Origin of the sequence: Oribacterium sp. FC2011, assembly GCF_000701645.1 — a bacterium.
Taxonomy (GTDB): Bacteria; Bacillota; Clostridia; order Lachnospirales; family Lachnospiraceae; genus Oribacterium.
In genome coordinates this window covers 51,831-68,700 of record NZ_JNJM01000015.1, presented here as the reverse complement: position 1 = coordinate 68,700, position 16,870 = coordinate 51,831, and the positions used below count along the sequence as shown (strand labels likewise).

Below are 16,870 nucleotides of genomic sequence, written 5' to 3'. Positions count from 1 at the left end.
ATATAGCAGTAATATGTAAGCTAATCTGGGGAGGTCTTTTTATGAGCAAACGGGTATTAAGTAAAAAAGCGATAACAGTGTTATCCGCTTTTTTACTGTTTTACATATTTTACAGTGTGATAAATCCCATTGTGCCATTTGATACAGATGACTGGTACTATATGGGATATTTTCGTTACCCTGTTCCTCTTTGGGGGGATTGGAATCCTACCAGGATCCTACCTGAGATACTTATGCCAAATGTTTCTATTCTGGCAGCATATACTTTATATCCCATAACTGGTGACTATATAGGGTCTATGGTTATTATGTATGCCATGGTTATGGCGTTGTTCCTTACCGTTTTGTGCGTTCAGTTGTATGAATATTTGATTTCACTTAATTCCGACAAGCGGATTTCGTTTATTTTAACTGTACTGTGGGTACTTATTCATTTTACATTGCTGATAAAGTCTGATAAAGGTAATGTCTGGCTTTTTGGTAGTATCACTGCAGCCTGTTATTTTTATTACACTATTCCTGCAATTATGAACGAAGCCATAGTTTTATACCTGATAAGGAAACGGAATGATGAGAAAACTTCGGTAATTAGTCGTGTTGTCTTGGTTATACTTGGATATTTTGGAGTTTTTTCAAATTTGTTTCCTGCAATAATCCTTGTGGCTTATGCAGGGGTGGATGTGTTGTATGGTTTTTCTAAAGGGTTAAAACAAAAAGCGTACAGCTTCTATCTCATCCTTCTGTTTTTGATAAGTATCATATTTGAAATATTCGGTGGAAGAGCAGCGGGTTTTAACACCATCGACCTGGCAGGAACCATTACTGAGCTGACGAAAAACGTATTTAGTTACAATAAGTTAATACTATCATCTGCGCTAGTACTATTGATATTGCCACTACTTTCGAACAAGAATAAAGCTGTAAGGGAATCTGAAAATGCTGAATCTATCTGGATCATGCTTGCCGCTATCCCTGTGACACTATTTCTCATCCTTGTTTGTGCAAAAACCGGAGCCTGGTACATAGGGAGAGCCGACGTACATCTTGTTTTGGTTTTCTACCCGCTTTTGTCGGTTTTCTGTCTAGTGACAATCCGTCTGAAGAAAGACTTTGCTGATTCCAAGAAGGTTTTTGCAGTCTTGGCTTTGGCAATGTTGTTAAATCTTATTCCTTTAACTTCCTATAACGAAAACTTTTACAAGCCTTCCAATACAATCGCAATTAATCCGGAAATTTGCAAAAGAGTGGGAGAAGATATAGTTTCACAAATTGTGGAAGCAGAGAATCAGGGGCTTAAACAGGTAGACCTCCATGTTCCGAAGTTTGAAACAGAGGATAACTGGCCGATAGTAAAATATGCCGGGGGGCCACAAAGTCGTTTCTCCTATACATTATGGCGGCATGGACTCATTGAAGATGGAATCAGCATTAATCTGATTTTGGATGAAGAGAAGAATAAAGAGTTTGGGATAGGGTGAAAACTGGGTATATATCATTTAATTATGTGACTTCCACAGAGGGCATTATCCTTAGGTATGCGAGATTAATGAAAGACGAAAACGTTATATGATTCTAAGTATGTATTATGCACTGATAAGATTTATAAAATTTATATTTATACCCATGGTGACAGTGATCCTGTTCTACAGAAAGAGAAAACAGAAGCTTTCTGTAAATCGGGATTTCTTTATGTACCTCGGTATGGCGATAGCCGGTAATGTTATAACAACGAGCCTTATCATGATTATGGCAAGAAAGATAGCAATGAGAATTGCGGGGATTGAGCTACCATACAATAAGTGTTATTTAGTGATAGGAGTGCTGCTGGCAGCTTTCGCATTACCAAAGCTTCTGGAGATGCTTTCACATATGTCACAGAAGGTTTTTCACATGAGTGAAAGTGAAGTATTGAAAAATGCGATAGATTATTACTTTTTGATGGTTATCGCTGTAGTGTGCTTTGGAACTCAGATTGGGCTCACTACGTTTTACTTTAATCTGCCCTATGGTGTATATAGAAGACTGTACCTAGCTGCCTGCTTGGCGGCGGCTTTTAAGGTGATACTGGCTTTGACGGACGATAGTGCTAAGGATTCCCGATCCGATGTCGATGATACAGGTAATAAACAAAGCACTACAGAAATTATGGGAAGGAAATTGAAAGAGAATAAACTTATCCTTCTTAGCATACCTGTTGCTTTGGTATTTTATCTTGCTTTTCCGTCAGAGCACTACCTTTATCAGCAGTTCCTGGCACCACTTATCATAGGATGCGTAGGAATAAGGATAAGGAAGATATTTATTGCGGCGTTTGTGCCGTCAACAATTGTTATTTTTGTTATGATGATGGCTTCACTTAGTGGGGCGATTAATAGTATGGCAACTAGTGTAAGAAATATCAGAAGCTATTGGGGACATATATCACCTACTGATTTCGGAACAGCTATTCTGATGATAGTATGTTTTGTTTGGATTTTATTTAAAGATATTCCTGAAGAACTTTTTGTCATACCTGCCGCTTTTTCTCTTTTTATTTCTTTCTATGTGACCAGATGTACTACTTCGGGATATCTTACAGTACTTTTGATAGCGATATTTATTTGTAGGGCATTTGAAAAAAAATTTGTTAAAAAAAAGGGAAAACTCAAGTGGGGACAAAAAATTATGGACGTAGTTATGATGCTTATGTTTCCAGTGCTGGGAATCATCACTATTGCCATGGTGTACGCTTATTATAAAGAAGTGCCATTTGCTGGAACTCTAAACACTATTTTTCATAATAGACTTTTGCCAGCAGCTAACATGCTTGCTGAGCATGGACTTAAACCATTTGGAACCTTCTTTGAAATGCATGGATTCGGTGGGTCAACCATTCATGGAGATAATCCATACACTTTTATAGATTCTTCCTATCCTCAAATCCTCATAAGATACGGTATTGTTACCTATATATTAGCCAATGTAATGTGGGTATACACAATCTGGAAAGCACTAGAGACAGGAAACAGACGTGAAGCTTTTGTTATGACCATACTTGCAATGGATTTCGTTATGGAACATCATTGGTATGAACTAAGTTACAATGTTTTCGTACTTCTTCCTTTTGCTGACTTTTTCGAAAGCACTGAGCAAAAAGAAAGTGATGTTAAAAGAAAAAATAGGAACATTGGAGAAAGGTGGAAAAACAAAATGTGTGTATTCATTTTTTTCGGGATGTGTTTGGTTCAACTATTTGTATTATTTTTGTTATTACCAACTATTTTTTCTTGGCTTAGAACTATTTTTATAAGTTATGGACTATACGGCGGTGGGAATAGAAATGGAAAGATAGTGTTCGCTGTCGAAACCTTCATACTTGTGATGATTCTTGCTTTTATTTTGAACTTAAGTTGGTTAATAACAGATATATTATCAAATGAGAAGTTAAGAAAGAGTTACATTATCCTTCTAGCTTGCACTTGCGTAATTAACTTTGGTTTGCTAATCTCCGGCAATTCAATGATCATTAGAATTACTAATGATAACAGGAAGAGGATTGAAAGTGAAAGAGACATTTTAGAATATATAATCAAAGTAGCATCTGGTAAAGTATATGCTGATAAACTACCAGAAGTATACATTAGGAACATTAAGGGCATGAGAAGGTCATATTTATGTGGCGAAGACTTTGCAAGATATGATGATGCAACAGTTGTAACAGATGCCTCTTGGAATTCACATTGCCTAGAAGCAAAAGGCTTTTTATATTTGCAGATTTCGGAGGAAGATGCCATATATACTAGTGATGATAATGTTATAAATGCTCTGAAAGAAAAGGGTTATAAATTGGAAGAATATAACTCATATGAATATAAAGTTGATTTGATGACTTTGGCAGAAATGAATGAGGTCGACATCTTGGATGATGGAGATATAAAGTTGGAAGGCACAGAACATCAACTTATTCATGGACCGTATATAGAACTATACGATGGTAGATTTATTGCAAAATTTGGGATGAGGCTTTTAAAGGATGATTTTTTACAGGATGACAAGATTTGTACGCTAAGGTTATCGGCTTTCTCCGGAAATCAGGTGAAGACTACTGTGGATTTATATAGAAGAGATTTTGACGATGAGGGAAACATTGACTTTGAAGTGGCCTTCAGCGGAGGAGGACAGAACTATGAATTCCTTGTATTAACTGAAGAAGGTGTGGTAATGGAAATAAGTTCAATATCCTATAAGAGGAATCTCGAGGATGATGTAAAAGAAAAAAATTAACGATAAAACAGAGTTATAAGAATAGAGTATTATGCATTGATGGAAAACCCTATAAAGCGTTACTAATAGTGATCTGGTATTGAAGGATTGAGGATACATAATCAGGCGAATAACCAGAATTATTGGTTATTAGAATTTTTTATTATCAATATGACCTTAATGAGGAAAGACTGCCAATTACCAGATGGTGGTTTCCTGGATATAGTCTACATATATAATGAGAAAAAAGAAGAGAACACACAAATACCACTTTGGAACTGAGGGAAATACTGTAATTATTTTGGAAAAGTACGCCATGATAGAGTATATCTATAACGATAAGGGAAATTATTTCAAAAAAATCCAAAAATCTTGGATAGAAACTTTGCAGAAGAACAAATTGTTGAGTGATAGTAAGTAATAAGTCATTGGGATAGAAGTAAAAGTTATGTGTTCCGGTGGCTCTTATCTTGAAGGAGACTCAACAACACACTCATTTTTGTTGTGATTCACTTGGGTTAATGGTATACTGTTTAGGTTTAAAAAGATAACGATTTATAAATCCTTTCTAAGGCTAGTAAATTGTGGGGAGAGATAGTTTAACATGGATAGTATGATAGAAAACAGTAATAAAAGAAAGTACGCAGAGAGACTCTTTATGATAGTTCTTGCAGACGCTTTTACTATAGCCCTTTCCTATTTTTTGGCATTATGGATAAGATTTGACTTTTCTATATCCAATACACCTACACAGGAGATTAATAAAGTAATACTTTTCATACCCTTTGCTATAAGCATAACCTTTGTAGTTTATTACATTTTCAGGTTGTATCACAGCATCTGGAGATTTGCCAGTGTATCGGAAGTCGCTCATATTATATTAGCTTATGCCGTCATTGCGGTTATTCTTCCTGTGTTTGATATATTTGGCCCTATCAGGATTCCAAGAAGTGTAATTCTTATGGCATATATTATAAGTCTATTCTTCTGCTTCATGATACGTTTTGGATATAGGCTTGTAAGATATATCGTAAATGATGACAGATTTGTTCGGGAAGATATGGGTGTAGACAATGTACTTCTTATCGGCGCAGGACAAGCTGCCAGAGAGATACTTAAAGAACAGCAGTTAAGCAACAAGAGGGAGTTTATAGTTAAAGCTATAGTAGATGACAGCCCTCTTAAACAGGGAAGGTATCTCGAGGGACACAAGGTAGAAGGTACAAGAAATGATATTCCAGAACTTGTAAAAAAATATGACATCAACAGGATAATTTTTTCAATTCCCACGGCCAAGCCAAAAGAAAAGGCAGATATTCTCAATATATGCAAGGAAACCGGATGCAAAGTACAGACTGTTCCAGGCATAAGCCAGCTCGTAAGTGGCGAAGTCACCATAGCTAAGATAAGGGATGTTGAGATTACAGATCTTTTGGGAAGAGATGAGATTCATATCAATCTTGATGAGATTTTTGAGGCTATCAAGGGCAAAGTTATCATGGTAACAGGTGGAGGGGGCTCTATAGGTTCCGAACTTTGTAGACAGATAGCTGCAGCAAAGCCAAAGCAGCTTATCATATTCGATATCTATGAGAACAATGCTTATACTATAGAGCAGGAGCTTAAAAGAAAGTATCCTGAACTTGACTTGGTAACGCTTATAGGGTCAGTTAGAAATGAGTCAAGGATAGAAAGTGTCATAAAAGAGTATCATCCTGACGTTATTTACCACGCGGCGGCACATAAACATGTTCCTCTTATGGAAAAGAGCCCAAATGAAGCTATCAAGAATAATGTTATGGGAACTTATAAAACTGCCAAGGCGGCAGCAGAGAATGGTGTAAAGAGATTTCTTCTCATCTCTACAGATAAGGCGGTTAACCCCACCTCCCTCATGGGCGCTAGCAAGAGAATATGCGAAATGATCATACAGATGATGAGTAGAAAGCATCCTGAAACAGTGTTTATGGCTGTAAGATTTGGCAACGTACTTGGTTCCAACGGTTCTGTTATTCCTCTTTTTAAAAAGCAGATAGCAGAAGGAGGACCGGTTACAGTCACGGATGAAAACATCATAAGATATTTTATGACTATACCGGAAGCGGTATCTCTTGTCCTTGAGGCAAGTCACTATGCAAATGGGGGGGAAATATTCGTTCTTGATATGGGAAAACCGGTGAGGATTCTGGATCTTGCGAGAAATATGATTAAGCTTTCAGGATTTACTCCTGATGAAAACGGTATTCCTATAAAGATAACAGGACTTCGCCCCGGGGAGAAGCTTTATGAAGAACTCCTTATGGGTGAAGAGGGAATGCAGAAAACAAAGAATGAGCTTATTTATATAGGACATCCGATAGATATGGATGATGATAAGTTTATGGATAAGCTTAGAATGCTTGATGAAGAGTCGAAGAGCGAATGTACAGATATAAAAAAAATTGTCAAAGAAGTAGTTCCTACATACCATGAGGACTTATAGTTTAAGAAGAAAGATGGCATGTCGGAATGGCTATGCTGTCTTTTTGTGCTAAAACTTGACAACCTTTATATTAAGGGTTATTGTCTAGAAACGTGTATAGTTCTTATTTGCTGATGGCAGAAGTGATGTAAAGTCGAAAATTGGAGATGACATATTATGAAGAAAGTGCTCATTACAGGGGCTAACTCATATATAGGAACAAATTTTGAGGAGTATGTTAAAGAGCATTATAGTTCTGAATTCGAAATAGATACAATAGATATGACAAATACGAGATGGAGAGAAGAAGATTTTGGCTCCTATGATTGTGTTTTTCATGTAGCTGGTTTGGCTCATGTTGATGTCGGAAAAGTCGATGAGGCTATGAAGGCTATGTATTATGCTGTTAATACAAATTTGGCGATAGAAACTTGCAGGAAGGCAAAAGCAGATGGTGTGAAACAGTTTGTGTTTATGTCATCTGCTATAATTTATGGCGACTCTGCTCCATGTGGCAAGAAGAAAGTGATTACTAGAGATACAGAACCATCCCCAGACAACTTCTATGGAGACAGTAAGTGGCAAGCTGATAAAGGTGTGAGAGAACTTGCAGGAGATGACTTTATTGTTACAGTTCTTAGACCTCCGATGATTTATGGGAAGGGTAGTAAAGGTAATTACCCGAAACTATCTAGATTTGCGCAGAAAGTGCTCATGTTTCCGGATGTGGTTAACGAGAGATCGATGCTCTACATTGAGAACCTCTGTGAGTTTTTATGTCAGGTGATGATAAGAGGTGAAGGTGGTATTTTTTGGCCGCAGAATGAATCATACGCGAATACGAGTAAAATGGTTAAATACATAGGGCGTCTTCATGGTAACAAAGTAGTTCTTAGCAAATTTATGGGTTTCGGTGTAAGGATTGCCTCTAGGGTATCTGGAAAGATTGGAGGATTGGTCAATAAGGTATTTGGAAATCTTACATACGACAAGACGATATCTAAGTATGACTTCAAGTATCAAAAGTATAGTTTGAAAGATTCTTTAGCTCGCACAGAATTAAATCAGTATCAAGAACTTCAAAAACAATTAAAATCTGACTTTAATATTAAGTTTTCGATAATTACGATTTGTTTCAACTCAGAATCTGAAATAAGAAAAACTATAGAGTCGGTGTTGGCTCAAGATTATTATGGGGATGTTGAATATATCATTATTGATGGTGCATCTAAGGATAGAACTGTTGAGATAGCGGAATCATATAGATCACAATTTATAAGAAAGGGGTACAGATATATTATTTCCTCCGAACCAGATAATGGTATATATGATGCTATGAATAAAGGAATTAAAAAATCGACAGGCGATATTGTTGGGATAATAAATTCTGGTGATTGGTATGAAAAAAATGCGTTGAAAACAGTTGCTTTGACTTATAATTCAAGTCCTTTTGATATGTTCTATGCGGATATTAATTTAGTAAAAGCAGATGGAAAAGTAATTGTTAAACATAGCCGAAAAGACAAATATATTACGAGTCGACATTGGAATCATCCTACGAGTTTTGTGACGAAAAAAACATATGAAGAGATAGGATTATATCGATGTGTAGGGATTCATGATGACTTTGAATTTTTTTTAAGAGTAAGAAGGGCTGGTAAGAGGATAAAAATAAAAAACGTGGTACTTGCAAACTTCATGATGGGTGGGACAAGTAATAACAAGAGTTTAAAAAAGAGCCTGGAAAGGGTACGAGACCGCTACAACTGTTATAGAGTTAATTCGTATGGTCCTTTATATCTTATTGAGTGTGTTGGTATCGAGATAGTTAAAGCAATTTTAAGTTAGTAAATCCGTTATGTAAAAAGGTGTATTTATGAAGATATTATTGTTTTATATGGGATATATTCCAGGGCAGCGTTATGGCGGACCTGTAACAAGTATGTATCATTTTTCGGAAATGTTTGGCGAAGAGATTGACGTAAAAATAGTATGTAAAGATCATGATTTCTTGAAAAAAAATAGATATGAAGATATTGACGATGGATGGAATTCTGTTGGAAAAGCGAAAGTTCTTTATTTAGATGATAGTAGATTTAATAAGAAAGAGTTTGAGTTGATAATTGACACAGAGATGCCTGATGTTATTTACTCTTCAAGCATTTTTTTGGCGGAACTTACTTTACCATTACTCACAATAGCAAAGAAAAAAAGAATTCCAATGATCTTAGCTCCTCGTGGTGAGTTGAGCATTGATAGGATCAGGAGCAAGTGGTGGAAAAAAATACCATATTTGTGGATGCTAAGAACTAGAAATATGTTGAAAGGTATTAAGATTCAAGCGACATCACAAGCAGAAAGAGACGATATCATAAATAGGTTGGGGGTTGAGACTGGCAATATTTTTTTAGTTGAAAACATTCCATGCACAAGAGCATTTAAAGAGAACATTAATAAGAAAAGCGGAACTTTAAGAATTGTTGCAACATCAAGAATACAAAAGAAGAATAATCAGCTTTATTCTATAAAGCTTGTTAACCAGTTAAAATCGAATATTTTTTTTGATATTTATGGGCCGAAGGAAGATCCGGATTATTGGGCTGAATGTGAAAAAGAAATAAAAAAAGCTCCTAAAAATGTTAAATACACATATCGAGGTGTTCTTCCTCTTACAGAAATAGAAAAAGTCTATCTTCAGTATGATTGTTTATTACATCCCACCCATTCAGAAAACTACGGACATGTAATTGTAGAAGCATTATGTCATGATTGTCCGATTGTTATATCAAAGGGAACCACTCCTTGGGATAGTGTGCAGGATGAAGGCGCTGGATATTGTTGTGCAATTAATGATGAGAGTTACTTTATTGATTCATTAGAAAAGATTGCGCAGATGAATAATGAACAGTATATGCAGCTTGTAGATAATACAAGAAGATATACAAATAAACTACATATGGACGTTATCAAAAAGAAATATAGAGATATGTTTGAAAAAACCATTAAATTATACAACAAATAAGATGTGAGTATTTCAGAGATTAATAAGGTAAAAGATGTATAAGAATGCCGCTATTGTAAATCATTTATTTATATTTTTTTGTTTTTTTCCGTTCTTAGGCATAGGTAAAGGAACTGACATGCAGCCTTTTGCGTTGCTATTTGCATTTTTGATAATTCTGATTGAAGGAAAACTGAGACTTTTTCACTCAAAATATATAGTCTCCTTAAGCATTATCATTACTATGATTTCAATAATAAGTATTGCATTTGTACCTATTGCAGCTATTATAAAGAGATTATTTAGTTATGTTAGTGTAATAATTGTTTTTTTAGTTGCAGCCTCATTGTTTGATAGAGAAAAATATACACAATTTGAAAGAGTTTCAAAATTATACAATTGGATATGGTTTTTTGCGGGTTTAGTACAAACATTTATTAGTCGTAATTTTCTGTTATTTTTGATTCCCTCTCATCGAACGACAGCGAATAGAGGTGTGTGTGGGCTGGCAAGTGAACCATCGTTTTATGGATATATGTGTTTTTTCTTTTTTATATTTGCATTAAGCTACAAAGAACATAAGCATTTATATTGTGCACTTTCAGTGATACAAGTACTTTTGTTTTCGCAATCAACAACAGCACTTTTATATTTTGTAGTATTTGCTGGTGTATATACAGCGATAAATGTTTTGGAATTAAAACCATTACACATCTTATATGTTTTGATTGCGGCAGTGGTTGTTGTTATCTTGTTACATTATTTGATGACAACTAGGGAGAACAGTCGCATGGTGCAAATTATTCTACGTTTACTAAGTGATCCAATGGCTTTCTTCTCGACAGATGCTAGCGCCTCTTCGAGATTGAATAGCATTATAAGATCTTTTTCTAGACATGGTGTACCTACACCAATAGGATCTGGGGGAAATCTTCTTCATAGTGGGTTTGGATCAGTGTTTTATGAGTTGGGCGTGTTTTCTTTGCTTTTTTTTATCCCTATTTGGAAAAGTATATACAGTGGATATGCGAATCATAGATTGGGAAAAGCAATTACTATAACTGTCACAATAGTGATGTTATCAGGAATACAGTTAAGTTTGCCGCTAGCAGCTATGTACTATGGAATGTGTGCGACAAAGACATTAGACAGTAAAGAACTATCATAGTGAGGAGGAGACCGTTTTGGAAATATCACGGGGTACAGTGTTTGCACATAAATGTGTTTTGAATAATTTTGTAGTTATTTTGTGAATTTTGGAGGTTAGAAAATAATGATTAACGTAATGCAGCCTACTTTAGGGCAAGAAGAACTTGATGCTATTAAGGGAGTATTTGAATCTAATTGGATTGGAAAAGGAAAGCTTGTTTCTGACTTTGAAAAGATGTACGCAGAGCACCTTGGAACAACACCAGATCACGTACTTTCAACAAATTGTTGCAGTGAAGGACTTTTCAGCTCTATGCATTTGATGGGGATAGAACCAGGTGATGAGGTTATTGTGCCAACTGTGAGTTTTGTAGGAGCAGGCAATGCTGTGTGCGTAAATGGATCTAAGCTTGTGCTTTGTGATGTAGATCCAAGAACACTAAATGCCAGAGCAGAGGATATCGAAAAGGTAATTACACCAAAGACTAAAGCGATTCTTTTACTTCACTTTGGCGGTATCCCTTGTGAAATGGATAAGATTATGCCGTTGGCTGAAGCACATGGGTTAAAAGTTATAGAGGATTGTGCTGCTGGCGTTTGGTCAAAATATAATGGGCACGCTTTGGGTACGGATGGCGATATGGCTATGTGGTCATTTGACGCAATGAAAATTCTTGTTTGTGGAGATGGTTCTATTTTGCATTTCAAGAATCCGGAAGTACGTGAAAAGGCTGATAAATGGCTTTATTTCGGTTTAGAGGCAAAGAGTGGCTATGAGAATAGTGTTGCTCAAAAGTGGTGGGAATTTGATATTTCAGCATATGGCCATAGGGCAATTATGAATAATGTTACCGCAGCAATGGCTATTGAGCAGTTTAAGAAGCTTCCCATGTTCATGAAGAAAAGAGAAGCTGTTCACAATGCTTATAATGAAGGGCTTAAGGATATTGAATGGCTAGATCTTCCGTTACCTTTGGACGAAGGAAGTCGATCATCCTTCTACTTCTATCATATTCAGCTTAAGAACGCGAAGAGAGATGATCTCGCAAGGTATTTACGTGAGCGGGACATTTACACAACGTATCGTTATTTCCCACTTCATCGTGTTCCTCATTATGGTGTTGGTGGAGATTTTCCGAATGCAGATTACGCAGCTGATAACACGCTTTGTCTGCCTATGCATCAGAGTTTGACTGAGGAGGAAGTACAAGTGGTAATCGATAAGATTAAAGAGTTTGGAAAGATGTATTGCTAAAGAAAGGGGCAGCAGATGAGAATCTATTTACGACCTATTAAATTGGAAGATGGATCGAATATAGTTAAGTGGCGTAATTCAGACAAAGTTAAGGCACATTGCTTTAGTAAGATTCCAGTTACGATAGAATCCAATAAGGCTTTCTTCAAATATTATATTGAAACAGAAAAGTATAAACAGTTTATAGTAGAACGTATAGACGAAGATTATGGTGTGGCATCTTATCCTATAGCTACTATCTATTTAAAAGACTTAGATCATGAGAATCATCGTTGTGAGTTATGTATTTTCACATCTGATGATCAGGAATGGAATACAGAGAGTCAGAGTATAGCTATTAGGCAACTCCTAGATATAGCATTTACAGAATATGATATGCATAAAGTATATACCTTTGTATTTAAGGAGAATCAGGATGAAATAGACTTAATGAAGAGAGCTGGTCTAATAGAAGAGGCAATACTTAAACAAGAAGCAGTAAATAATGAAGGAAAATATGTAGATGTATTGAGAATGGCGATACTATCGAGTGATTATAGTCTTCAACAGTAGGAAGGAAAAACAATGATATATGTATTTGCTTTTCTAGGTGAATTTGGTTATGAATTGCTAAATTGGCAAGGTGTAGTAAGGAAATTTAGCCGTGGAATAGAAAGGAATGATAAAGTAGTTATTGCATCTAGAAAAGGATTATCTATTCTATATGAGACAGCTGATTTATACGTTGATATTTCAGAATTAGAATATTTTAAGAACAGTATAGCCACAGGATACGGATCTAATTGCCCAAATATAAAATTATATAGTGATTATGACAAGTATTGTAATAAAAGATTTTTCAATGGTACATATTCTATAAAGAACTACTCATATAATAAAGCGTTAAAAAGACAAATTATCTCATACGTTGAACCAAAGATAGAAGAAATATTTGGCAAGAATCAGACTATAAAATACGTGTTCAGTGATAAATGCACATATTTAGGAGGATTACAATTTGGAAGGAAACATCGAGACAAGCGTAACATATACGATAAATTAAATGTTGAAAATAATGAATATATCAAGTTAAATGCTAAAGAAGAGCTTGTAGAGATTATTCAAAGCCAGCTAAATTTTAGTTTGCATGACGATTATGTTCTTTGTCAAATGGGAAGTCGAAGTATTGTACAAAGATCTAAAGACTTTGCAGAACCAGAAGAGATTATTAACTTGATTGCAAAAAAAATGAAAGTAGTGTTACTAGAATTTAGTACTGGACGAAATAATGATAGTGGATCTCAATTCAAAGATGTTTTAAATTGTATAAGATACAAATGTAGTAGTTTGGAAGAACAGTCAGTGCTTATGGCGTATGCATCTAGTTGTTTGTTTTTTACCGAGGGAGATTTTAGAAGTCATAATTATTTGCCACCATTTTTCGGAAAAGATGTTTATTCAGTTGCTCCATCAACAGTATACCAACTTCCTACTACGCCGATAGATTTTTGGAATAAAAATGTATTCACTTTTGGTGGGCAGATTATCCAAATATTTAGTGAGCAACTACTCGATATTAATTACTCCAAGGATTTTGCAGAAAAAATCTTAGCAAATCGGAAGGACTAAATATATAAATGAATCGTAGAACTGGCATTATTTTATCTTTTTTTTATACAGGGTTAGAAGTAATAGTGACTTTTCTTTTGACACCGTATATTATTAGGACTTTAGGCAATGCAGAATATGGAGTATACAAGCTTTGCGAGTCTATTACTACATATTTGCTTCTTTTAGATCTTGGCATGGGTCAGACGGTAGTCAGGTATGTTTCTAAATACAGGGCCAATGATGACAATATCGGTATTTCTAAAACGGTGGGATTGTCAACAATTATATATGGAGCTATAGGTGTAATAACTCTTGTCATAGGAGGGATTCTTATATTTTTGTCTCCATTTCTATTTGGCAAAGGGTTATCCAACCAGGAATTATTTCAAATGAGACAGCTGCTCACAATTACAACTTGCAATGCGGCAATATCATTAGGAACAACTGGTTTTTCGAACACAATAATATCATTCGAACGTTTTAAATTTCAGAAATCTGTGCTGATTGCACAAATCATAGTTCGTGGAATTCTGATATATATATTATTAAAGCTGGGAATGGGAAGTATCGGAATAGTAATTGTACAGCTGATATTGACCATAATAACACGGTTAATTTTAATTCTATATGTGAAGTATGAATTAAAGGTGAAACTAATATTGAATAGTATTGATAGACATTTTGCCAAAGAGTTAGTAGGGTTTTCCGGTTGGATTTTTATTATGATGGTAACAACACAAATTAATAGATATTTAGATCAAGTTCTTCTTGGCGCTTTTGTTTCATCATCGGCGGTGCTTATTGCTGTATATAGTACTGGCTTGCAATTGGAATATTATTTTGAACATGTCGGGTATGCTATGAACAACGTGCTGATGCCAGGAGTGGTAAGATTGGTTGAAAAACAAGCTTCTCCCAACGAACTTTGTACGGAGATGATCAGGATTGGGCGTTTTGCATTTATGCTATTGTCTTTTGTGTGGATGGTATTTATTATTATCGGAAAAGATTTTATTACTTTGTGGGTTGGAGAGGATTATCAAAAAGCTTATGCTGTATCTGTTATACTAATGACCATATCGATGTTTACAATGACGCAAGCGGTAGGCGATTATATGTTAACAGCTAAGAAGGAACTGAAGGAATGGGCATTTTTAAATATAACAGTAATAGCATTGAATTTGATTATTTCAATTTCTTTGATCAAATGGGATCCAATTATGGGGGTACTAATAGGAACGGCTTTTTCAATGTTGTTTTGTGGGATTATTGTAAAAAATATCTTATATTCGAAGAAATTAAGGATTAGTCTAAAAATATATTATAGAGAATTACTTTCACATTTGTGGTTGAGCGTATTGATAACAATGGTGTGCGGTTTTTTTATTTATAGATTTAATCCATTCTTTGGTTGGTGTGGCCTATTAGCTAATACTGCACTAATTGGTTGCGTATATGCAATTGTTCTATGGTTATTTGGTATGAATAATACAGAAAAAGAATATGTAAAAGGACTATTTAAGTTGATTGTAGGAAGAAAAAAGAGTTTTTAATTTATGAGCTTGTGCATAGAATGGGGAGGCAAATTATATACATGATAAAAAAAATAATTAAATATGTGAAATATAAGAGAATAATTAGTCATGATCTATGCATGGAAGATATAAGAAAATGGGCATATTCAACCAATGAGTGCTTAAGGAAAAGGACAGATGTAAGTATTGGAGATTACACATATGGATGCCCATTTGTTCGAACTGGGGGGGGTATTGCGAAGCTGACGATAGGGAAATTCTGCGCAATTGCTCGAGATGTCAGTATACAGTTGGTTAGTGACCATCACCTTGACTGGATTTCTGCTTATGGCCTTGGGAGTATTATTCATGGTCTTTCTACACGTTGTACCAAGGACGATTTAGTGTACAAAGGAGATGTTGAAATAGGTAATGATGTTTGGATAGGGGAAAGAGTGATAATTTTACCTGGCGTAAAAATTGGTGATGGTGCTGCTATAGCGGCAGGATCTATAGTAACCAAAGATGTAATGCCATATACCTTGGTAGGTGGTGTTCCGGCAAAGCGTATAAAGGATCGCTTTGATAAAGATAGTGTTGCGAAATTGTTAGAAATACAATGGTGGAATTGGGATGCAGATAGGATTATTCAAGCAAAAGATCTGATTGAAAGTAGTGCTGTAGATGAGCTATATAATTATTGGTTAAGCATTGAAAAAAGGGGATAGAATAAATGCCTTGGAAAAGTAGTATAATAGATGATTCATTTTATCAAGAGGAAATAAGGTGCGGTTGTAGAGTTTCTGAACGGCTGAAAAAGATTTGGGCCGTTGAGCTGGACTTAATGAACGAGTTGTTAAGAGTTTGTAATAAACATGACATTCATGTCTGCGCTTTTGCAGGTACAATTCTTGGAGCTGTTCGACATAAGGGGTTTATTCCATGGGATGATGACATGGATGTTTGCTTAACAAGGGATGATTATAATAAATTATGCGAAGTTGCTTCAAGCGAATTTAAATATCCGTATTTTTTACAGACTGCAGAGAATGATACTAAGTTCTTTTGCCCTCATGGAAGGTTTAGAAATAGTGAAACCACAGGTATTATTACATGGAATGATAGTGTTGATTACAACAATGGGATTGCGATAGATGTGTATGTGTTAGATGGGTATATAGAGAATAAATTTCTGTTTTTAATGCAATATACTAGATGGAGAATTATTCGTACGATTTGTGATACATATAATTCCGAAGGTCGTGTCTTCAAGCCGATTGACAGATTTGTTAATTCTTTTTGTAAGTATATAGGCAAATCTCAAGAATATAATTACTGGATAAAAAAATATTATGCTATTACAAGTATGTATTCTAAAAAAACAAGTAGACTAGGATTATACGATTTGGGAAGGTATTATCTTAGGAATTATTGGGTCTATAAGGATGAGTTAGAAGATGTAATATATGTGCCATTTGAATCCATTAAATTGCCTATACCTAGAGAATATGACAGGGTATTGAAAAGGATATATGGGGATTATATGTCATTCCCGAGTGAAGAAGAGAGAGCGGCATGGCATGGCGGAAAGATTATTTATGATCCAGATATATCTTATAAGCAATATTATGAAAATACAAAAAAATAAAATGGAGACA

General features: G+C 35.2%; 11 protein-coding genes and 1 pseudogene. All 12 read left to right on the top strand.

All coding sequences use genetic code 11. The annotated features are described in order from the left end of the window. Positions 1-41: 41 nt before the first annotated feature. The 12 genes and pseudogenes from T357_RS0112880 (at position 42) to T357_RS0112820 (ending at position 16,860) form a co-directional block, all read left to right on the top strand. A complete protein-coding gene (locus tag T357_RS0112880; protein ID WP_031553359.1) occupies positions 42-1,478 on the top strand; it encodes a hypothetical protein in 1,437 nt (478 codons plus the stop codon). A gap of 100 nt (positions 1,479-1,578) precedes the next feature. After that, positions 1,579-4,263, top strand: a complete 2,685-nt coding sequence (locus tag T357_RS0112875) for a hypothetical protein (RefSeq protein ID WP_155991435.1) — start codon at positions 1,579-1,581, stop codon at positions 4,261-4,263. A 583-nt stretch (positions 4,264-4,846) separates the two neighbouring features. Then, complete coding sequence (locus T357_RS0112865; RefSeq protein WP_031553351.1) at positions 4,847-6,724, top strand: polysaccharide biosynthesis protein; 1,878 nt, start codon at positions 4,847-4,849, stop codon at positions 6,722-6,724. A 156-nt stretch (positions 6,725-6,880) separates the two neighbouring features. Beyond that, positions 6,881-8,551 carry a glycosyltransferase gene (locus T357_RS21805; protein ID WP_242840112.1) on the top strand — a complete coding sequence of 557 codons (1,671 nt, stop codon included), beginning with the start codon at positions 6,881-6,883 and terminating at the stop codon, positions 8,549-8,551. 28 nt (positions 8,552-8,579) lie between these two features. Beyond that, the gene (locus T357_RS0112855; RefSeq protein WP_031553345.1) at positions 8,580-9,725 is read left to right on the top strand and encodes a glycosyltransferase family 4 protein; all 1,146 of its coding nucleotides are present in this window, start codon (positions 8,580-8,582) and stop codon (positions 9,723-9,725) included. A gap of 34 nt (positions 9,726-9,759) precedes the next feature. Continuing rightward, complete coding sequence (locus T357_RS0112850; RefSeq protein ID WP_031553342.1) at positions 9,760-10,872, top strand: hypothetical protein; 1,113 nt, start codon at positions 9,760-9,762, stop codon at positions 10,870-10,872. A gap of 105 nt (positions 10,873-10,977) precedes the next feature. Continuing rightward, positions 10,978-12,108 carry a DegT/DnrJ/EryC1/StrS aminotransferase family protein gene (locus tag T357_RS0112845; RefSeq protein ID WP_031553339.1) on the top strand — a complete coding sequence of 377 codons (1,131 nt, stop codon included), beginning with the start codon at positions 10,978-10,980 and terminating at the stop codon, positions 12,106-12,108. 15 nt (positions 12,109-12,123) lie between these two features. Continuing rightward, positions 12,124-12,660, top strand: coding sequence for a GNAT family N-acetyltransferase (locus tag T357_RS0112840; RefSeq protein WP_031553336.1), 537 nt, complete (start codon positions 12,124-12,126; stop codon positions 12,658-12,660). Positions 12,661-12,672: 12 nt separating this feature from the next. Then, entirely contained in the window at positions 12,673-13,716 is a 1,044-nt protein-coding gene (locus T357_RS0112835) for a hypothetical protein (protein ID WP_031553333.1), read from the top strand. A gap of 8 nt (positions 13,717-13,724) precedes the next feature. After that, positions 13,725-15,251 carry an oligosaccharide flippase family protein gene (locus T357_RS0112830; protein WP_031553329.1) on the top strand — a complete coding sequence of 509 codons (1,527 nt, stop codon included), beginning with the start codon at positions 13,725-13,727 and terminating at the stop codon, positions 15,249-15,251. Between the two features lie 350 nt (positions 15,252-15,601). Then, a pseudogene (locus tag T357_RS22345) lies at positions 15,602-15,839 on the top strand (CatB-related O-acetyltransferase); the annotation flags it as partial. Between the two features lie 106 nt (positions 15,840-15,945). After that, the gene (locus tag T357_RS0112820; protein ID WP_031553321.1) at positions 15,946-16,860 is read left to right on the top strand and encodes a LicD family protein; all 915 of its coding nucleotides are present in this window, start codon (positions 15,946-15,948) and stop codon (positions 16,858-16,860) included. Positions 16,861-16,870 lie beyond the last annotated feature (10 nt).

Coding starts and splice junctions, on each gene's coding strand:
- T357_RS0112880 (WP_031553359.1), top strand. CDS start 42: ATGAGCAAACGGGTATTAAGTAAAAAAGCGATAACAGTGTTATCCGCT.
- T357_RS0112875 (WP_155991435.1), top strand. CDS start 1,579: ATGTATTATGCACTGATAAGATTTATAAAATTTATATTTATACCCATG.
- T357_RS0112865 (WP_031553351.1), top strand. CDS start 4,847: ATGGATAGTATGATAGAAAACAGTAATAAAAGAAAGTACGCAGAGAGA.
- T357_RS21805 (WP_242840112.1), top strand. CDS start 6,881: ATGAAGAAAGTGCTCATTACAGGGGCTAACTCATATATAGGAACAAAT.
- T357_RS0112855 (WP_031553345.1), top strand. CDS start 8,580: ATGAAGATATTATTGTTTTATATGGGATATATTCCAGGGCAGCGTTAT.
- T357_RS0112850 (WP_031553342.1), top strand. CDS start 9,760: ATGTATAAGAATGCCGCTATTGTAAATCATTTATTTATATTTTTTTGT.
- T357_RS0112845 (WP_031553339.1), top strand. CDS start 10,978: ATGATTAACGTAATGCAGCCTACTTTAGGGCAAGAAGAACTTGATGCT.
- T357_RS0112840 (WP_031553336.1), top strand. CDS start 12,124: ATGAGAATCTATTTACGACCTATTAAATTGGAAGATGGATCGAATATA.
- T357_RS0112835 (WP_031553333.1), top strand. CDS start 12,673: ATGATATATGTATTTGCTTTTCTAGGTGAATTTGGTTATGAATTGCTA.
- T357_RS0112830 (WP_031553329.1), top strand. CDS start 13,725: ATGAATCGTAGAACTGGCATTATTTTATCTTTTTTTTATACAGGGTTA.
- T357_RS0112820 (WP_031553321.1), top strand. CDS start 15,946: ATGCCTTGGAAAAGTAGTATAATAGATGATTCATTTTATCAAGAGGAA.